An 18,632-nucleotide genomic window follows, 5' to 3' on the forward strand; every position below is an offset into this window, starting at 1 on the left:
GCCGCTACTGCGACTTGATCGCCGTCAGCATGTTCAGCCGCGCCGCCCGCCGGGCCGGCCACAGCGCCGCCAGCACGCCCACGGTCGCCGCCAGCAGCAGGAAGACACCCATCCGGGTCCAGGGCAGGACCAGTTCGTACGTCGCCATCCGCGACGCCACCAGCTCACCGGCCGCCCAGCCGAAGAACACGCCAAGGCCGATGCCCAGCACCCCGCCGAACAGCGAGATCACCAGGGACTCCAGACGGACCATCCGCTTGATGCCCTTGCGGTCCAGGCCGATCGCGCGGAGCATGCCGATCTCCTGGGAGCGCTCGAACACCGACATCGCGAGGGTGTTGATGACACCGAGCACCGCCACGATCACCGCCATGGCGAGCAGTCCGTAGACCATGTTCAGGATCAGCGTGAACATCTGCGCGATCTCGTTGGAGAGGTCCTTCTTGTCCTGGACCTTGATCGCCGGGTTGGCGCCCAGCGCCTTCTCCAGCGCGTCCTTCGTCGCGTCCGAGGCGCCGGCGGCCGTCTTCACCATGACCTGCATGTCGGTCGGGTCGGTGAGATGGGGGGTGAGGGTGCGGTTGTCGAGCATGATCCCGCGGATCATCTCGTTGCCCACGTACACCCCGGCGACCGTCAGACGCTCGGCCTTGCCGTCCTCGTAGTGCGCGGTGAAGGTCGAACCGGTGCGCCAGCCGTGGGAGGTGGCGGTGTCGTCGTCGACGACCACCCGGGTGCCGCCGACCTCGAAGGCGCCGCTGTCCATGGGCAGCTCGGTCAGGTCGGCGATCGAGGAGCCGTTGACGCCGGTCAGGTACTCGGTCTCGCCGTCGATCCGGGAGGGCGCGTTGCGCAGCGGGCTGGTGGCCGTGACGCCGTCCAGCTCGCGCAGCGTGCCGTCGACGTCGGGGGAGAGGCCGTTGCCGTTCGCCATGGAGACCACGTAGTCCGCGCGCAGCGCCGAACTGGCCATCTTGTCGATCGCCTGCTGCAGGCTGCCCGCCATCACCGTCATCCCGGTGATCAGGGTGAGCCCGATCATCAGCGCGGAGGCGGTGGCGGCCGTACGGCGCGGATTGCGCACCGAGTTCTGCCGGGCGAGCTTGCCCGAGACCCCGAAGATCCGCAGCACCGGAGAGGCCGCCGCGATCAGCGGACGGGACAGCAGCGGCGTCAGGATGAAGACACCGATGATCAGCAGGACCGCGCCGAGCCCCATGGGGGCCTGACCGTCCGAGCCCTCCATCGACGTCGCCGCCAGGACGACCGCGACACCGCCGCCGGCGAAGAGCGCGCCGAGCGTGTTGCGCAGTACCAGCGACTTGGTCGTGGCCTGGGCGTGCAGGCTGCTCATCGCCGCGACCGGCGGGATCTTCGCCGCCCGGCGGCCCGGCAGCCAGGCGGCCAGCATGGTGATCACCACGCCGACCGCGAGCGCGGTCACGACCGTGCCGGGCGAGATGACCAGCGGCCCGTCGGGGACGGTCGCGCCGAGCGAGCCCATGAGCGAGCGCAGGCCCACCCCGATGCCGATGCCCGCGACCAGACCGGCCACTCCGGCCACCGCGCCGACCACGAACGCCTCGATCAGCACCGACCGCGTGACCTGCCGGCGCGAGGCGCCGACCGCCCGCAGCAGCGCGAGCTCCCGGGTGCGCTGGGCGACCAGCATGGTGAAGGTGTTGGCGATGATGAAGGTGCCGACGAAGAGCGCGATGCCCGCGAAGACGAGCAGCATCTGCCGGAAGCTGCCCATCTCGGAGGAGATCATCTCGGCCTGGTCGTCGGCCAGTTGGCTGCCGGTGGTCGTCTCGACGAGGTCGCCGGGCAGCACCTTGTCCAGCTCGGCCTTGAGCGCGGCCTGGCTGACGCCCGCCTTCGCCCGGACGTCGATCTCGACGTACGTCCCGGTCTTGCCGAACAGCCGCTGGGCGGTCGCCGTGTCGAACAGGGCCAGGCTGCCGCCCGCGGCGACATTGCCGTCGTCGGTGGTGAAGATGCCGGTGACGGTCGGCTTCAGCACCGGTCCGTCGATCGAGATCCGTACGGTGTCGCCGACCCGGTATCCGGCCCGCTCGGCGGTCTTGGCGTCGAGCAGCACCTCGTTCCTGCCGCTCGGGGCGTGCCCGCTGACCAGCGGGTAGCGGGGGTCCTCGGCGCCGGAGTAGTTGCTGCCCTCCGACTGCCAGCCCTGGCCGATGAGGTCGCCGTCCTTGTCGGCGATGGCGGTGAAGCCGTTGACGACACCGGTGGCGGAGGCGGCACCCGGCACCTTCGCGCTCTCGTCGAGCAGCGCCTCGGTCAGTTCGGGGGTCTTGCCGACCGAATTGCCCTTGCTCTCCTGGTGGTTGGGCTGAACGGCCACGTCGAGATGGTCGAAGCCCTTGGCGGAGCTGTTGCGGTAGGCGTCGGAGATGGTGTTGGTGAAGACCAGCGTGCCGGAGACGAAGGCCACGCCGAGCATCACGGCGAGCACGGTCATCAGCAGGCGGGTCTTGTGCGCGAGGACGTTGCGCAGGGCGGTGCGGAACATCAGCTGGTGCGGCCCTTCGCGTCGAACTGCTTCATGAAGTCCAGGACTCCCTCGGCGGTGGGCCGGTACATCTCATCCACGATCCGGCCGTCGGCGAGGAAGACCACCCGGTCCGCGTAGGCGGCGGCCACCGGGTCATGGGTCACCATCACCACGGTCTGCCCCAACTCCCGTACGGAGTTGCGCAGAAAGCCCAGCACCTCGGCACCGGAGCGGGAGTCGAGGTTTCCGGTCGGCTCGTCACCGAAGATGATGTCCGGCCGGGAGGCGAGCGCGCGGGCCACGGCGACGCGCTGCTGCTGGCCGCCGGAGAGCTGGGAGGGGCGGTGGGAGAGCCGGTCGGCCAGCCCCACCATCCGGATGACCGAGTCCAGCCACTCCTTGTCGGGCTTCCGCCCCGCGATGTCCATCGGCAGGGTGATGTTCTCCAGCGCGGTCAGCGTCGGCAGCAGGTTGAACGCCTGGAAGATGAAGCCGATCTTGTCCCGGCGCAACTTGGTGAGCTGCTTGTCCTTCAGCGCGCCCAGCTCGGTCTCGCCGATGCGCACCGAGCCGGAGGAGAAGGTGTCGAGGCCCGCCACGCAGTGCATCAGCGTGGACTTGCCGGAGCCGGAGGGGCCCATGATCGCGGTGAACTCGGCCTGCCGGAAGTCGACGGAGACCCGGTCCAGGGCGACCACCTGGGTTTCGCCCTGTCCGTAGATCTTCGACAGATCCGTGGCGCGCGCGGCCACGGCGGTGGCCCGGTCGGCGATAGATGCGGTGGTCACGAGTAGGTGCTCCTCGACAGAAGACGAAGTGTTCGGGGGACGTCTTCCATCGTCCTGGTCGCCTACGTCCGTGGAGTCAGCCGCTGTTCCGGTTCCGAAGGCAGACTCGGGTCGGACCGAGGGCAGCGGAGTCATACCTGGGGATGACGGCGTCCCCTGACAAGGTCCCTGTCGAGAACAGGTGGAGCGTCCTTGTTCGGGCGGTGAAATTCCGTCATTCCGCGTACGTGGCCGGGCACCGCGCGCAAGGCTATTGGCAAGTGCGGATGGCTCGTTCCGTGGTCTGATGCACCCTCAGACGTCAATAAAATAAGACAACATCGGTCCGTCTCCCCGCTGTTCGGGGGATGCGTCCCGATAGGCTCGGAATCTCGACGCGGAGCCCATGGCCTGCCCGGATGGTGGAATGCAGACACGGCGAGCTTAAACCTCGCTGCCCCTCGCGGGCGTACCGGTTCAAGTCCGGTTCCGGGCACCTCCGACCCACGCGCGGCCGCCGGTACGCGGCCCCGTTCCGTGCACCCTTCATCGAGAACTTCACCGCACGGACCGTTGACAGCGGCCGATTGCGATCGGACACTCATGCCATCCACTTCGTGAAACAAACTTCACCAGACGAACATCGTGCGGAAGGGAACGACCGATGCGCACCACCGTCGGCATCATCGGAGCCGGCCCCGCGGGCCTCCTCCTCGCCCGGCTGCTCAGCAACGCCGGCATCGAGTCGGTCGTCCTGGAGAGCCGCGACCGCCCCTATGTCGAGCAGCGCCAGCGAGCCGGAATCCTGGAGCAGGGCACCGTCGACGTCCTGCGCGCGGCCGGGGCCGGCGAGCGCATGGACCGCGAGGGCCTGCGCCACGACGGCATAGAGCTCCGCTACGACCGCACCCGCCACCGCGTCGACTTCCCCGCCCTCACCGGCGGCCGGTCGGTGATGGTCTACGCCCAGACCGAGGTCTGCAAGGATTTCATCGCCCTCCAGCTGAAGGACGGCGGCCCGCTCCTCTTCGAGGCCGAGGCCCTGGCCGTGGAGGACCCCGACACCGACCGCCCGCGCATCCGCTTCCGCCACGAGGGCCGCGAGGACACCCTGGAGTGCGACTACGTCGTCGGCTGCGACGGCTTCTGGGGGGTGGCGAGGAAGGCGGTCCCCGCCGGGCTGAGCCGGACCTTCGAGCGGACCTACCCCTTCGCCTGGCTCGGCATCCTGGCCGACGTACCGCCCTCCCACGACGAGCTGGTCTACGCCCGGCACGACCGCGGCTTCGCCCTGCTGTCCATGCGCTCCCCGTCCGTCTCCCGCCTCTACCTCCAGGTGCCGGAGGGCACGGCGCCCGAGTCCTGGGCCGACGACGAGATCTGGGCCGAGCTGGAGCGCCGCTTCGAGACGGACGACGACTGGCTGCTCGCCCGCGGCCCGATCACCCAGAAGTCGGTCACCCCCATGCGCTCCTACGTCCACGAGCCCATGCGCCACGGCCGGCTCTTCCTCGCCGGCGACGCGGCCCACATCGTGCCGCCGACCGGGGCCAAGGGCCTGAACCTGGCCGTGGGGGACGTGGTGACCTTCGCGCGGGCCCTGACCCATCAGCGGCAGACCGGTTCGGCCGAGCTGCTCGACTCCTATTCGGAGACCTGTCTGCGGCGGGTGTGGCAGGCCGAGCGGTTCTCCTACGACATGACGACGCTGCTGCACCGCGCCCCCGACGCCACCCCCTTCGAGGACCGGCTCCAGCTCGCCCGGCTCGCGCGGATCACGTCCTCGCGGGCCGCAGAGACCGAGCTAGCCGAGGCGTACACGGGCTTCCCGGTCGACTGATCGGCCGACTGATCACCGATGGGTTCCGGCCATGTCCCGGGTTGGTCATGAATGGGGCCCTCCGGTACCGGGAATCACGGATCCGCGTAGCGTGTTGCGCAGCACAGCGAGGGAAAGATCCTCCCCAGGCACTAGAGTCTTTCTTTTGCCTTTCCATTACTCTTGAGCCAAGGCTACGCAGGGTGGCCATGGAGGAGTGAAATGAGGAGCAGCAACCCGGTCTTCTCGCGACGGGGGTTCAGCCGCGACAACGGCCACGCGGGCTTCAGCGCCCAGCCGCAGGCCGGGGGCGCCGCTGTGGGCACGCAGGGCAACCCCTACGCCCAGCCGCAGGGGGCCAACCCCTACGCCCAGAACCCGTACGCGCAGAACCCTTACGCCCAGCAGGACCTTCAGCACGGCGCGCCCCCGCAGGCACCGGTCACCACTGGCCGGATGACGCTGGACGACGTCGTCATGCGCACCGGCACGACCCTCGGTGTCCTGATGGTCACCGCCGCGCTCGCCTGGGCGCTGCTGCCGGTCGACGACGCCAACATCGGCAAGTCCTACGGCATCGCCATCGGCGCCGGCCTGATCGGCATGGTCCTGGCGCTGGTGCAGTCCTTCAAGCGCAAGGCCTCGCCCGCGCTGATCCTGGCGTACGCCGCGTTCGAGGGTGTCTTCCTCGGCGTCGTCTCCAGTGTCGTGGACAACCGCATCGCCGACGGCGCGGCCATGCAGGCCGTGCTCGGCACGATGGCGGTCTTCGTCAGCGTGCTGGTGGCGTACAAGGCGGGCTGGATCCGCGTGAACCGCCGCTTCGTCGGCTTCGTGATGGCGGCCGCGCTCGGCTTCATCGTGCTGATGGCGGTCAACCTGCTGTTCGCGGTGTTCGGCGGCGGTGACGGCCTCGGCTTCCGCAGCGGCCCGCTCGGCATCATCATGGGCGTCGTCGGCATCCTGCTCGGCGCGTGCTTCCTGGCCCTGGACTTCAAGCAGGTCGAGGACGGCATCGCCTACGGTGCCCCGCGCGAGGAGGCCTGGCTCGCCGCCTTCGGCCTCACGCTGACGCTGGTCTGGATCTACATGGAGTTCCTGAGGATCATCGCGATCCTCAACAGCAGCGACTGATCGCTCGCCGCTTCGGAAGGGCCCCGGGTTGCACGACCCGGGGCCCTTCGGCGTCTGCGAAGCAGTGCGCGGCTAGAAGAACTTGCGCGCGGCCCTCCTCAGGTCGTACTCGTGGACGATCGCCTTCGCGTGGCCGTACGCGAGGTCGTATTCGTGGCGAAGCCAGCTGACCTTCTCCTCGAAGCGGGCGAGGGACGGGCCTTCTTCAACGGTGCGCAGCCAGTCGGAGACTTCACGACCGGTGCAATGCGGGATGCGGGAAAGCATGTTGCGGTGGGTCTCTTCGGAGAGGACATGGGACATCGGCGCCTCCGGACGCAGGGGATGTAAGCCGGTCCTTCAGGTCACCGTGCCTGAGCGTTCGCGTGTTGGCAACAGTGCGGGTGCTGCGCGTACGGTTGCGGCGTGGTGGATACGACGCGTCTGACCCGGGCTGTTGATCACTTCGCCGACCGTTTGCGGGCGGCGCCGCAGTCCCGGTTGCAACGGGGGGCGGCGGCGGAGGCGCTGGCGCTCGCTCGGGAGTTGGCCCGGCGGGCGCAGGTTCTGGAGGCGCCGGGGGTTGAGCCCCGGGTGATGCCGGATGCGGGGATGTTCGCGGCGGCTGATCAAATGACGGTTGCCGTGCATGACTTGGGCCTCGTGCTGTCGGACGAGGCCCAGGTGGATGAGGCGATGGAGTTGGTGGCGGAGGCGCAGAAGAGGGCGGGGGTCTAGGGCTCTTTGCGTCTGCGGCGGGGGTGGGGGCCGGTCGCGCAGTTCCCCGCGTCCCTGCGGAGTCCCAGGACCCCGCGCCTACAGGCTCGCTATGACCCTGTCGGCCAGGATGTACACGTTTTCCTCGCCGCAGGCGAAGGTCAGGGTGTACGCGCCTGAGATGCCCGAGCCGCCCAGCAGGACCGGGGTCTGGCCGGTGCGCAGGGCCTGGGACAGGCGTTCCGCTGTTTCGCGGTGGCCCGGGGTCATGCACAGGGTGGTGCCATCGGCGAAGACGTAGACGTCGAGGGTGCCGAGCGGGCCCGGGCGGACGTCGGTCAGTTCGGTGGCCGAGGCGGCCAGGTCCTCCAGGGCGGCGACCGTACGCTCATGGTCGTTCACTGCCGGTGACTGCACCGGCACGAAGTCCGGGTGCGAGGGGTGCCGGCGGCGGGCCGCGGCCAGTTCCGGGGAGTCCCCGGCGAACTCGTCGGCGTCCGCGGACGCCTCGGCCACCGGCTCCAGGGGCTCCAGGCCCACGAAGTCGGCCTGCCGGGGCAGGAACAGCTCGCTGTCGGTCAGGCCCAGCAGCGTGGGGGCGTCGGAGGTGTCGCGCGCCTCCTGGGCCGCCCAGAACGCACGCGCCTCCGCGAGCTCGCGCTCACGCTCCTCGGCCAGGGCCTCGGCCACCGCGGCGCGTATCTCGTCGGTGTCCGCGGACAGACGGGCGGCGGGCACCCGGCCCCGGGCCGCCGCCGCGTTGCTCGCGGCGAGCTCGGTGTGCAGGGCCGCGACCTGCCGGCGCAGCACCAAGAGCGTGCGCAGGACGGCGACGCCCACGGCGCCGGTGGCTGCCGTGGTGAGCAGGAGGGCAATCGGCATGGCGCTCACTGACGTACTCCCGGTTCAAAGTCGACCCCCGACTTCCTACATCAGCTTGAAGGGCGGACTAACCAGCTGTCAGTGCGTAACGTCACGAATCGGACAGGACTTTGGGCCTGGCGGGGGTCGTGAAAGCGCGTCTGACCTGCGTAGATCCCTCAACGGAGGGAGATAGGTCACATCCTGGGGGAGATTGGATCACAAATAGGCCCAGAACCGGGGTGATTGCCGGGTTCTGGGCCTATGGGTCACTCAGGGTCCCGCGACGGCTACGGTCAGCTCAGGCGCTCGATGACCATGGCCATGCCCTGGCCGCCGCCGACGCACATCGTCTCCAGACCGAACTGCTTGTCGTGGAACTGGAGGGAGTTGATCAGCGTGCCGGTGATGCGGGCGCCGGTCATGCCGAAGGGGTGGCCGACGGCGATGGCGCCGCCGTTGACGTTCAGCTTCTCCAGCGGGATGCCCAGGTCGCGGTAGGAGGGGATCACCTGCGCGGCGAACGCCTCGTTGATCTCGACCAGGTCGATGTCGTCGATGGACAGACCGGCCCGGCGCAGCGCCTGCTGCGAGGCCTCGACCGGGCCGAGGCCCATGATCTCGGGGGACAGGCCCGAGACGCCGGTCGACACGATGCGGGCGAGCGGGGTGAGGCCGAGCCGGCGGGCCTTGGTGTCGCTCATGATGACGAGCGCGGCGGCACCGTCGTTCAGCGGGCAGCAGTTGGCGGCGGTGACCATGCCGTCGGGGCGGAAGACGGGCTTGAGGCCCTGGACGCCCTCCAGGGTGACTCCGGCGCGCGGACCGTCGTCCTTCGCGACGACCGTGCCGTCGGGGAGGGTCACCGGGGTGATCTCGCGCTCCCAGAAGCCGTTCTTGATGGCTTCCTCGGCGAGGTTCTGCGAGCGGACGCCGAACTCATCCATGTCCTGGCGGGTGACGCCCTTCCAGCGGGCGAGGTTCTCGGCGGTCTGGCCCATCGCGATGTAGGCGTCCGGGACGAGACCGTCCTCACGCGGGTCGTGCCAGGTCGTGCCCTCCTGCTGGGCGACGGCCTCGGTACGGGCCTCGGCCTCGGCGAAGAAGGGGTTGTGCGTGTCGGGCAGCGAGTCGGAGTTGCCCTTGGTGAAGCGGGAGACCATCTCGACACCGGCCGAGATGAAGACGTCGCCCTCGCCGGCCTTGATGGCGTGCAGGGCCATGCGGGAGGTCTGGAGCGAGGAGGAGCAGTACCGGGTGACGGTGCAGCCGGGGAGGTGGTCCATCCCCATCTGTACGGCCACGATCCGGCCGAGGTTGTTGCCCTGCTCGCCGCCGGGCAGCCCGCAGCCGAGCATCAGGTCGTCGATGTCCCGCGGGTCGAGCTCCGGGACCTTGGCGAGGGCGGCCTGGATGATCGTGGCGGTGAGATCGTCCGGGCGCAGGTCCTTGAGGGAGCCCTTGAAGGCGCGGCCGATGGGGGAGCGGGCGGTCGAGACGATCACGGCTTCGGGCATCACGGCTCCATTGGCGTCCGGGGCAGAGGGCTGGTTGGGAAGTTACCTGTACGTAAGCCATCGGTCACGGCCATCAGGGTGTGATGCGGAACTCTTTTCCAAGCGCTTGCTTAGGGTGTACGGCGGGGGCCGAGTACGGAGGCGGGCGGCGGGGTGGAGCCCCGGTCGGCAACGGGCTCGACCGCGGGAGCCGGTGTGGGCGCGGGCCCCGGGGTGGGGGTCGGTGTTGATGTGGTCGGTCGGGTCGGGGTGGGGGTCAGGAGCCATGTCGCTGTCGGGCGGGTGAGGGGGCGGGCCAGGCGGCGGACGAAGGGGGAGGCGAGGAGGGCTGTGAGCAGGACCCCGCACAGGACCAGCGCCACCAGCTCCACCGGGGTGTTCGCGCGGGCGATCAGGCCCTTCTCGCGCAGCGGGAGGATGACCAGGGGGTGCAGCAGATAGACGGTGAACCCGCCCGCCCCGAGCGCCGACACGAAGGGCACCTTCCGCCTCGGCATCAGCCGCAGCAGGCACAGCACCAGCGCCGCCGCCGAGACCAGTACCGCGAGGCGGATCAGCCAGGCGCCCTCCATGCCCAGCGGGGTGTCCGCCTGGTAGGCGTGCCGCATCGACAGCCAGTGCCCCTGGATGTCCCGGTGCCACAGCACCGCCACGGTGATCGAGCCGAGCACTCCGGCGACCGCGGCCGGCAGGCTCCACCGGCTCTCGAACCAGTCCCGGAGCATGCCCTGGCCCAGGCGCCAGCCGAAGTAGAAGAGCGGCAGGTAGACCAGGGTCCGGCTGGCGGAGAACTGGAGCCCGAACTCCTCGACGTACCCGAGCGCGAGCGCCACCGCGGTGGTGACCAGCAGCGGATGGCGCAACTGGACCACCAGCGGCAGCAGCAGCCGCCAGCAGAACAGCGACATCAGGAACCACAGCGTCCACGGCAACTGCGCCACATGCAGATCGAGCGGCCCGCCCAGCGCCTTCGTCTCCAGCGAGAACAGCACGCTGAAGATCAGCGCGGGCAGCACGATGCTGGTCAGCAGGGTGCGCAGCCGGCGCGGCCCGAGCGGCCCCGCACTGCTGAAGACACCGGCCAGCACCACGAACGCGGGAACCCGGAAGGCCCAGGCCGCCACATGGAAGACATGCAGCGAGTCGTGCCGGTCCATGATGCTGCCCACGGTGTGCAGGACCACGATCAGTGCGGCGGAGACGAACCGGGCGTTGTCCCACCAGGGGTCACGGGTCCGGTCCTGGCCGGTGGACCTCGGAAACGGCTTTTCCATCGCGGGGGCGTGCTCCTGACAGCGGCATGACAGCGAAAGCACACCTTCGCGAAAGCCGGGGGTGATCCGGTGACGCCGGACCGCTCGGGGGGTGAACGGTACGTGTACGGAAGGCGGCCCCCGGAGTAGGGCCTGAGAAGGACCGCCTCCGCTTCACACCCCGGACGCGCTGGTGGGCGACGGTTCCGCCTCCCCGACCCGCCGCCGGCGCCTGCGCTTGAGCAGCGCCCACGGGCCCCGGGGACCGCTCGGCATCGCCGCCGCGACCTCCGTACCCGCCTCGGACGCCGCCTCCGCCGCGGCCCGGGCCACCGGCAGGAAGCCCTCGCGGCGGGAGACGTCCGGGCGCTCCTCGTCCGCCGGCCACAGGCCGAGGGCCGCGCAGACCGTGGGCAGGACCGCCATCGCCGCCGTGGCGTACCCCTCCGCCGAGGGGTGGTAGCTGTCCGGGCCGAACAGCTCGCGCGGGTTGGCCGCGAACTCCGGACCCAGCAGGTCGCCCAGCGAGACCGTACGGCCGCCCTGCTCGACGACGCCGATCGTCTGCGCGGCCGCGAGCTGACGGGAGACCCGCCGGGCCAGCCAGCGCAACGGCTGCTGGACCGGCTCGATGGTGCCGAGGTCGGGACAGGTGCCCACGACCACCTCGGCGCCGGCCGTGCGCAGCCGCCGTACCGCCGTGGCCAGACAGCGCACCGACCGGGTCGGTGGCATGCGGTGGGTGACGTCATTGGCGCCGACCATGATCACGCAGATGTCGGGCACCCGGCGAGGATCCGCCAGCGCCAGCGCCACCTGCCGTTCCAGGTCGTCGGAGGTGGCCCCGGGCAGCGCGACATTGCGCAGCTCCACCGGCCGTTCCGCCACCGCCGCCAGTCCCGACGCCAGCAGCGCGCCCGGCGTCTGTCCGGCCCGCCGTACGCCCTGCCCCGCCGCCGTGGAGTCACCCAGCAGCATCAAACGCAGCGGAGGCTCGCCCACGGCGGCGTACCCGCTGCCGTACACACCCTCCGCGCTCGGCGCGTGCGGGGCCGTGCCGTTGCCCACCGCCCGCTTGGCCAGCTGGACCTCGGCCAGCATCAGACCCACGGCGGCCGCGCCGGCCAGACCGATCCCGCCACCGCCGTATGCGGCACCGGCCGCGATCCGCCGGGCCACCCTCGCCCTCGACATGCTCGTCATGCCTCGCCGCCACCTCCTCGAACCCGTACATCCACTCCTTGCCCCGCACGGACCGTGGCCCAATCCCAACGGGGAGTGAACGACCGTCATGGCGGGCGTGCAGCCCCTAGGCTGGCGATATCACTGACGACATCTTTTGCAGCATCCGGAGACAACGGTGCAATTCCACGACTCGATGATCAGCCTCGTCGGCAACACCCCGCTGGTGAGGCTCAACAGCGTGACCAAGGGCATCAAGGCGACCGTCCTGGCCAAGGTGGAGTACTTCAACCCGGGCGGTTCGGTGAAGGACCGGATCGCCCTGCGCATGATCGAGGCCGCCGAGGAGAGCGGCGCGCTCAAGCCCGGCGGCACCATCGTCGAGCCGACCAGCGGCAACACCGGGGTCGGGCTCGCCATCGTGGCCCAGCAGAAGGGCTACAAGTGCATCTTCGTGTGCCCCGACAAGGTGAGCACCGACAAGATCAATGTGCTGCGGGCCTACGGGGCGGAGGTCGTCGTCTGCCCGACCGCCGTCGACCCCGAGCACCCGGACTCCTACTACAACGTCTCCGACCGGCTGGTCCGGGAGACGCCGGGCGCGTGGAAGCCGGACCAGTACTCCAACCCCCACAATCCGGCCTCGCACTACCACTCCACCGGTCCCGAGCTGTGGGAGCAGACCGAGGGCCGGATCACCCACTTCGTGACGGGCGTCGGCACCGGCGGCACCATCTCCGGCACCGGCCGCTATCTGAAGGACGCCAGCGACGGCAAGGTCAAGGTCATCGGCGCCGACCCGGAGGGCTCGGTCTACTCCGGCGGCTCGGGACGGCCGTACCTCGTCGAAGGCGTCGGTGAGGACTTCTGGCCGACCGCCTACGACCGCACGGTCGCCGACGAGATCGTGGCGGTCTCCGACAAGGACTCCTTCCAGATGACCCGCCGCCTCGCGAAGGAGGAGGGCCTGCTGGTCGGCGGCTCCTGCGGGATGGCCGTGGTGGCCGCGCTGCGCGTCGCCGAGCGGCTCGGGGAGGACGACGTGGTCGTCGTCCTGCTGCCGGACAGCGGCCGCGGCTACCTCAGCAAGATCTTCAACGACGAGTGGATGGCCGACTACGGCTTCCTGGAGGACGAGGGCCCCAGCGCCCGCGTCGCCGACGTGCTGAACGACAAGGAGCACGGCGCCATCCCGTCCCTCGTCCACATGCATCCCGACGAGACCGTCGGCCAGGCCATCGAGGTGCTGCGCGAGTACGGCGTCTCGCAGATGCCGATCGTCAAGCCGGGCGCGGGCCACCCGGACGTGATGGCCGCCGAGGTCGTCGGCTCGGTCGTGGAACGCGAGCTGCTCGGTGCCCTGTTCAGCAAGGCGGCCTCGCTGGAGGACCCGCTGGAGAAGCACATGTCGGCCCCGCTGCCGCAGGTCGGTTCCGGTGAGCCGGTGGGCGACCTGATGTCGGTGCTCGGCACGGCGGACGCGGCGATCGTCCTCGTCGAGGGCAAGCCCACCGGAGTGATCAGCCGTCAGGACCTGCTGGCCTTCCTCGCCAAGGGCGGGAAGTAGCGGCGAACGTCCGGTGAACTGCGCGTGTCGGCGGCGAACTTGCGGTGATCAGCAGCCTTCGCGCCTTCGTGGAAGTGGTACGAGCGCGTCACGTCCGCGCAGCACCCGCTTAACACGCGTACGGCACATTGGTGGATGTCGGCAGGGCGGGAGCGGCTCCCCGCCCCGGCCGGCGCCGAACGTCCAAGGACCTCCGGAGCGGCTCCCGGACCTCCATGGACGCCGGACGTGAGACCTGGCCCGACCCGGTCGACGTCCTTCGCGGGGACCGCCGTCGTCCCGCCCCCCGGCAACGGGGGTGCGGCGGTCCCCGCGCATATCACTCCCAGTCGCTGTCCTTGCGCGCCTTGCGGCGGCGGAACAGGTCCGGATGAGTGCGGGCCGCCTGGACCACGTTCACCCCGACGATGCCCGCCCACGCGACCAGCAGGCCGGGCAGGTGGGCCACCCCGCCGCCGATGCCGGACAGCGGGATCGCCAGGACCAGCGAGACGATGCCGAAGCCGAAGCGCTCGCCCCAGGAGTCCGTCGGCTTCGGTGACCGGGAACCCCGGGCCACCACCATCTGCTGCTCGGCGAGCTGCCGGCGCACCCTGCGCTCGACCGCCCCGTCGATGCGCTGGTCGACCTTCTCCAGGAACGAGTCGACCAGCGCGGACTCGTACTCCTCACCCAGCTCCCTGCGTGCTTGCAGGGTGGCGTCGAGTTCCTTCTTCAGCTCGGGGTCCCGCATGTCCATTCCGGTCATGGGATCCACGGTAGAAAGCCGCGACGCGGGCCGCACTGGGGTTAGCCCCCCTGTTCGCCCGGGGGCGGCCCCGCGTGTGCGTCGCTTGCCCAGCTGTATGACGTCATGCAGAGTTCTCACTGTCTGAATAGGTGGGCGCGCTGAGATCTGGAGGGGGAGCGCGGCATGAGCGAGGACAGGAACACGGGGGACACCCCGGCGGCACGGCTGCAAGCGCTCTTCGAGGGGCACCGGCTGACGCCGACCCAGCGGCGCATCGCGCACAGCATGGTGCGCCGGGCCGCCGAGGTGCCCTTCCTCTCCAGTGTCGAACTGGCCGAACTCGCCGGTGTCAGCCAGCCGTCGGTGACCCGTTTCGCCGTCGCCCTCGGCTTCGACGGCTACCCCGCCCTGCGCAGGCATCTGCGCGAGGTCGCGCCCGCCGAACCGGCCACCGCCCCGGGCGCGTTCAACGAGTACCAGCAGGCCGTCGAGGCCGAGATCGAGAACCTGCGGCATCTCGCGGAGCTGCTCGCCGACCCGCGTCCGGTGCGGCGGGCGGGCCGGCTGCTGGCCGCCTCCCGGCCCCTGCCGGTGCTCGGACTGCGCGCGGCGGCCTCCCAGGCGTACGGCTTCGCCTACTTCGCCGCCAAGGTCCATCCGGACGTCCGGCTGCTGCACGAGGGCGGCACGATGGTCCACGACCGGATCGACGCCTGCGTGCGGGCGGGCGCCACGGCGCTGCTCTGCTTCGCGCTGCCCCGGCACCCGCGCGAGGTCCTGGACACCCTCGGCTACGCCAAGGAGGCCGGGCTGACCGTGGTGACGGTCGCCGACTCCGCCTTCGCGCCGGTCGCCAAGGCCTCCGACCTGCTGCTGCCCGCGGCGGTAGGCACCGGGCTCGCCTTCGACACCGCCTGCGCCCCGATGCTGCTCGGCCGGGTCCTGCTGGAGGCCATGTGCGACGACCTGCCGGACGCCCAGGCACGTCTGGAGGAGTTCGACGCGCGGGCCGCGGCGCGGGGGCTGTTCGTGGAGTGAGATTTTCCCGCGTCTTCTAAGACAGGTCTCACGTAAGCCCGTTACCCTCCCGCCACTGCGAGTTCGACTTCGAGGCGATTGGGAGGCGGAACGTGGCACGCGGAGGTCAGGGGCTGGCTCGGGTGGCCGTCGTCGTACGGGCCGGAGCGGCACCGATGTGGTGGCTCGGGGTGTGCGCGGCCGGGATCGGCGTACTGCTGCCGGGTCTGACCGGACGCCGGATCGGGGTGCTGGCGGGCGCGGCGCTGTTCCTCGTCACGACGGCGGTCGTGGCGTACCGGCGGCGCGGGCGGTACGGCGCCCTCATGCGCGGGGCGGCCCGCGCGGGCAAGCACGATGTGCTCCAGGACCGCGCGGTGACCGTACGGAACTGGCGCCGGGGCCATCGCTGGTGGCTGCTGCTGGCCTTCGTGGCCGCACTCGGCAGCGCGTTCGCGGTGCCCGTGGCGGGCGGGATGCTGCTCGCCGGGGCGGGCGCCGGGCTCTGGCTGAAGTCCGCCTGGATCGGCCGGTGCGAGCGGGCCGAGGACACGCTGCTGTGGGTGCGGGTGGACTGGCTCGTCGCCGGCGGGCGGCCCGCCGGGAAGGCCGTCAAGTCCTACCGCGACACCGGCATCGCGGCGGGCGACGCGGCCCCGGGTGGGGCCCGCCGCCGCGCCGACGCGCTGGTGTAGGCCGGGGGCCGGGGTCAGACCTCCAGGTCCTGCTCGATCCTGCGCAACTGGTGGCGTGCCATCGCCAGGTTGGCGCGTTTGGCGTCGAGCACCAGGTACATGAACAGGCCGTTGCCGCTGCGGCCGCTGAGCAGCCGGATCAGGTGGTACTGGTCGGACAGGGTGATCAGGATGTCCTCGATCTCGGCCTTGAGACCCAGGTGTTCCATGGTGCGCATCTTGGCGCGCACGACGTCGGTGTTGCCGGCGGCGGCGACGTTCAGGTCGAAGCTCTTGCCGCCGCCCATGGTGCCCAGGGCCATGCCGGTGGTGTAGTCGACGAGCGCGACGCCGGTGGCGCCCTCGATGGAGGTCAGCGCCTCTTTGAGCGAGGTCTCGGTGTTGGCCATGACGGAACTTCCTCTCAACTCTCGGTGGTGGTGCGCGGTGGGGTGGTGGACGGGGTGCGCCGGTCGCGCGGGACCTTGGCCCGCGCGGGCGCCCTGGTGGGGGTACGGGGTCTGCTGTCGGCCGTGAGTCCGTCGACGAGCTCCCCGATCCGGGTGGCGGCGCGGCGGCCCTCCAGATGGAGACGGCCGACGCTGACGTCGTCCCGGGCGAGCAGGGTCAGTACGGCGCCCTCGCCCGCCGCGTACGTCGCCACATAGCCGTCCCGGCCGCGGAAGAGCAGTTCGCGCAGCTCGCCGCGGCCGGTGGCGTCGGTCAGCCGCACGGCCACGCCCAGCGCGGCGGCGGTGAGCGCGGCCACGCCCTCCGGTTCCACGCCGGGGGTGTCCTCGGCGACGACCAGACCGTCCACGCTGGCCGCGAGGGAGCCGGTCAGCTGGGGGATGCGGGCTCGGAGCCGGTGCAGCTCGTCGAGTATGGGCGCCTCGGCGGCCATCAGATTTCTCCTCTGTCGGTCAAAGGGCCTCCAGCGCATCCCGGACTCTCTTCAGCAGGGCGACGTCGGGGTCATCGGGCGCCAGCCGCTCGGCGGGAGCCGGGGGGCGGGGACGAACGGGGAGCGACGGGGGATCGGCGGGGTGCGAGCCCGCCTGCTGCGGCGCCGGTCCCGGGTCGGGGCGGTCGGGGCGCGTGCGTGCGGGTGCTGGTCTGCGGTCGGAGGGCTCGGGGCGGGCCCGTTGCGGTGCCGGTCCCGGGTCGGGGCGGTCGGGGCGCGTGCGTGCGGGTGCTGGTCTCCGGTCGGAGGGCTCGGGGTAGGCCCGTTGCGGTGTCGATCCCCAGTCCGGGGGATCGGGGCGGGGTCGGTCTGCTGTCGGTCCCCAGTCCGAGGGCGCGGGGCGGGCCTGGTCCGGTGTCGGCTCCCGGCCCGGGGGCTGGGGGAGTGTCCGTTGCGGTGCCGGTCCCCAGCCCAAGGGCTCGGGGCGGGCCGCCGGTCCATCGTCCGGGGGTTGGGGGCGTGTCCGTGTCGGTGCTGGTCTCCGGTCGGAGGGCTCGGGGTGGGCCGGTGCTGGTCCCCAGTCCGAGGGTTCGGGGTGGACCCGTTGCGGTGCTGGTCTCCGGTCGGAGGGCTCGGGGTGGGCCGGTGCTGGTCTCCGGTCGGGGGGTTCGGGGTGGACCCGTTGCGGTGCCGGTGCCCGGTCCGGGGGCTCGGGGCGGGGCCGGTCTGCTGCCGGTCCCCGGTTCGGGGGCTCGGGGTGGGTCGGTGTGGGGCTCCGGTCCGAGGGGGCGGGGTGGGGGGTCAGGACGCCTGCTGCTGCCAGGCGGCGTATGTCCACCAGGGTGTGGAAGGCCGGGCGGCCCAGGGCGCGGGCGATGTCCGTCGCCGTACGCGCGCCGTCCAGCAGGGCCACGACCGCGCGCTGGCGAGCGGTGAGCGGAGTGCGGGGCGGGTCGGCACGGGTGAGGGGCGCGCTGTCGGTGCCGGGGTCGGGCCAGATGCGGTGCAGCAGGTCACGGCGGCGCAGGGTCTCGCGCTCCACGGCGGCCACCGGCACCGGGCGCACCGGGCCGAGCCAGTGCCCGGCGCCGTAGCGGAAGCGGCCCGGGGTGCTGCTGGGCGCGAGGGCGAAGTAGGCGGCGTCGTAGAGCGCGCCCAGGTGGCACAGCTCCAGCGTGCCGGGGGTGAGCCGACCGCTGTCGACGAGGAGGCGGGCGGCGCCGTGCAGGTCGTCGGCGCGGGCGACGGCGTCCTGCCAGACGGCGGTGTCGAGGGTGCCGTGCGCGGTCAGCAGGACGTCCAGGCCGGGGGCGGCGGGGCTCTCGGCGTGCACCACCCGGCCCTCCGCGAGATACAGCGTGCCGCACTCGCGGAGCAGGACGCCGGTGGCCCGCTCGGCGGCGAGCCGGCTCAGCATCGGCGACAGTCCGCGCGGCGCCCGCTCCCCGGCCGTGCTCCGGTCCCGGGACGGCAGCCGGGGCGGCAGGTCCGCCGGGGTGGCCCTCAGCGCGGTCATCCCCGCACCAGCCGTCCGGCCAGCTCACCGAGCCGGATCCGGGCCAGGGCGAGATTGCCCTCCTCGCGGCCCAGCCACAGATGCAGGAACACACTGCTGTCGAAGGACGTCCACACGAACCGCAGCACGTGATAGCTGTCCCGGTTGGAAAGGATCAGATCCTCGACCGGCGGTTCGGTCTCCGCGCCGGCGTCGGCCGGTGCGAACGCCCGGTGCTCGGCGGCCAGCCGGGCCAGCTCCGCCGCCTCCGCCGCGCTCGCCTCCGGGTCACCGCCCGGCGACTCGCCCACCGTGCCCAGGGCCAGGCCACTGGTCCAGTCGACCAGCGCCGCCCCCCGTGCTCCGGGCAGCTCCATGGCCTCCAGCAGACACTCGTCGATTCCGGGCACCGTGGCTCCCCTCCTGCCTGCGGTTCGGCTGAGTAACGCCGAAACTACGCAACGTGTGAGCGACAGGTGAGGCTTCTGGCATTTTCCAGTG

At 71.3% G+C, this 18,632-nt stretch carries 18 protein-coding genes and 1 tRNA gene; 7 read left to right on the forward strand and 12 right to left on the reverse strand.

From position 1 onward, the window contains the following. Window positions 1-4 precede the first annotated feature (4 nt). Window positions 5-2,533, reverse strand: a complete 2,529-nt coding sequence (locus tag ACWD11_RS30195; RefSeq protein ID WP_451286781.1) for an ABC transporter permease — start codon at window positions 2,531-2,533, stop codon at window positions 5-7. Continuing rightward, window positions 2,533-3,303, reverse strand: a complete 771-nt coding sequence (locus ACWD11_RS30200) for an ABC transporter ATP-binding protein (protein ID WP_389418354.1) — start codon at window positions 3,301-3,303, stop codon at window positions 2,533-2,535. Before ACWD11_RS30200 ends, ACWD11_RS30195 begins: the two co-directional genes overlap by 1 nt. Window positions 3,304-3,695: 392 nt before the next feature. On the opposite strand from ACWD11_RS30200, the gene ACWD11_RS30205 reads away from it, so the two are divergent. The 3 genes from ACWD11_RS30205 (at window position 3,696) to ACWD11_RS30215 (ending at window position 6,235) form a co-directional block, all read left to right on the forward strand. Next, window positions 3,696-3,778, forward strand: a tRNA-Leu gene (locus tag ACWD11_RS30205). Window positions 3,779-3,946: 168 nt separating this feature from the next. Further along, window positions 3,947-5,122 (forward strand): 4-hydroxybenzoate 3-monooxygenase, encoded by a 1,176-nt coding sequence (locus ACWD11_RS30210; protein ID WP_451286783.1) that lies wholly within the window; start codon window positions 3,947-3,949, stop codon window positions 5,120-5,122. Between the two features lie 201 nt (window positions 5,123-5,323). Beyond that, complete coding sequence (locus tag ACWD11_RS30215; protein ID WP_389418356.1) at window positions 5,324-6,235, forward strand: Bax inhibitor-1/YccA family protein; 912 nt, start codon at window positions 5,324-5,326, stop codon at window positions 6,233-6,235. A 72-nt stretch (window positions 6,236-6,307) separates the two neighbouring features. On the opposite strand, the gene ACWD11_RS30220 is transcribed toward ACWD11_RS30215, so the two are convergent. Continuing rightward, window positions 6,308-6,538 carry a DUF4287 domain-containing protein gene (locus ACWD11_RS30220; RefSeq protein WP_389418357.1) on the reverse strand — a complete coding sequence of 77 codons (231 nt, stop codon included), beginning with the start codon at window positions 6,536-6,538 and terminating at the stop codon, window positions 6,308-6,310. A gap of 102 nt (window positions 6,539-6,640) precedes the next feature. Here ACWD11_RS30220 and ACWD11_RS30225 point away from each other — a divergent pair, with 102 nt between their 5' ends. Beyond that, entirely contained in the window at window positions 6,641-6,952 is a 312-nt protein-coding gene (locus ACWD11_RS30225; RefSeq protein WP_389418358.1) for a hypothetical protein, read from the forward strand. A 78-nt stretch (window positions 6,953-7,030) separates the two neighbouring features. On the opposite strand, the gene ACWD11_RS30230 is transcribed toward ACWD11_RS30225, so the two are convergent. The 4 genes from ACWD11_RS30230 to ACWD11_RS30245 all read right to left on the reverse strand — a co-directional run bounded on the left by ACWD11_RS30230 (window position 7,031) and on the right by ACWD11_RS30245 (window position 11,765). Beyond that, window positions 7,031-7,813: a hypothetical protein gene (locus tag ACWD11_RS30230; protein ID WP_451286786.1), complete on the reverse strand. Its 783-nt coding sequence runs from the start codon at window positions 7,811-7,813 to the stop codon at window positions 7,031-7,033. Window positions 7,814-8,088: 275 nt separating this feature from the next. Continuing rightward, complete coding sequence (locus tag ACWD11_RS30235; RefSeq protein ID WP_389418360.1) at window positions 8,089-9,309, reverse strand: acetyl-CoA C-acetyltransferase; 1,221 nt, start codon at window positions 9,307-9,309, stop codon at window positions 8,089-8,091. 110 nt (window positions 9,310-9,419) lie between these two features. Further along, a complete protein-coding gene (locus ACWD11_RS30240; protein ID WP_451286788.1) occupies window positions 9,420-10,583 on the reverse strand; it encodes an acyltransferase family protein in 1,164 nt (387 codons plus the stop codon). 153 nt (window positions 10,584-10,736) lie between these two features. Then, window positions 10,737-11,765 (reverse strand): SGNH/GDSL hydrolase family protein, encoded by a 1,029-nt coding sequence (locus ACWD11_RS30245; protein ID WP_389418362.1) that lies wholly within the window; start codon window positions 11,763-11,765, stop codon window positions 10,737-10,739. A 157-nt stretch (window positions 11,766-11,922) separates the two neighbouring features. Between ACWD11_RS30245 and ACWD11_RS30250 the strand changes: the two genes are divergently transcribed. Next, the gene (locus tag ACWD11_RS30250; RefSeq protein WP_389418363.1) at window positions 11,923-13,311 is read left to right on the forward strand and encodes a cystathionine beta-synthase; all 1,389 of its coding nucleotides are present in this window, start codon (window positions 11,923-11,925) and stop codon (window positions 13,309-13,311) included. 319 nt (window positions 13,312-13,630) lie between these two features. Here the strand turns inward: ACWD11_RS30250 and ACWD11_RS30255 are convergent, their stop codons facing one another. Continuing rightward, window positions 13,631-14,059 (reverse strand): hypothetical protein, encoded by a 429-nt coding sequence (locus ACWD11_RS30255; protein ID WP_389418364.1) that lies wholly within the window; start codon window positions 14,057-14,059, stop codon window positions 13,631-13,633. Window positions 14,060-14,224: 165 nt separating this feature from the next. Here ACWD11_RS30255 and ACWD11_RS30260 point away from each other — a divergent pair, with 165 nt between their 5' ends. Both ACWD11_RS30260 and ACWD11_RS30265 read left to right on the forward strand, forming a co-directional pair. After that, a complete protein-coding gene (locus ACWD11_RS30260) occupies window positions 14,225-15,079 on the forward strand; it encodes a MurR/RpiR family transcriptional regulator (RefSeq protein WP_389418365.1) in 855 nt (284 codons plus the stop codon). 92 nt (window positions 15,080-15,171) lie between these two features. Continuing rightward, the gene (locus ACWD11_RS30265; protein ID WP_451286791.1) at window positions 15,172-15,753 is read left to right on the forward strand and encodes a hypothetical protein; all 582 of its coding nucleotides are present in this window, start codon (window positions 15,172-15,174) and stop codon (window positions 15,751-15,753) included. Window positions 15,754-15,767: 14 nt separating this feature from the next. Here ACWD11_RS30265 and ACWD11_RS30270 read toward each other — a convergent pair whose 3' ends face one another. The 4 genes from ACWD11_RS30270 to ACWD11_RS30285 are packed head-to-tail and all read right to left on the reverse strand — an operon-like array spanning window position 15,768 to window position 18,541. Further along, a complete protein-coding gene (locus ACWD11_RS30270) occupies window positions 15,768-16,142 on the reverse strand; it encodes a beta/alpha barrel domain-containing protein (protein ID WP_389418367.1) in 375 nt (124 codons plus the stop codon). Window positions 16,143-16,156: 14 nt separating this feature from the next. Next, window positions 16,157-16,636, reverse strand: a complete 480-nt coding sequence (locus tag ACWD11_RS30275) for a roadblock/LC7 domain-containing protein (protein ID WP_389418368.1) — start codon at window positions 16,634-16,636, stop codon at window positions 16,157-16,159. A 19-nt stretch (window positions 16,637-16,655) separates the two neighbouring features. Beyond that, window positions 16,656-18,152: a hypothetical protein gene (locus tag ACWD11_RS30280; protein ID WP_451286793.1), complete on the reverse strand. Its 1,497-nt coding sequence runs from the start codon at window positions 18,150-18,152 to the stop codon at window positions 16,656-16,658. Further along, window positions 18,149-18,541 (reverse strand): hypothetical protein, encoded by a 393-nt coding sequence (locus tag ACWD11_RS30285; protein ID WP_451286795.1) that lies wholly within the window; start codon window positions 18,539-18,541, stop codon window positions 18,149-18,151. The genes ACWD11_RS30280 and ACWD11_RS30285 overlap by 4 nt, the downstream gene beginning before the upstream one ends. Window positions 18,542-18,632: the final 91 nt, after the last annotated feature.

It is taken from the genome of Streptomyces sp. NPDC002776 (assembly GCF_053592195.1).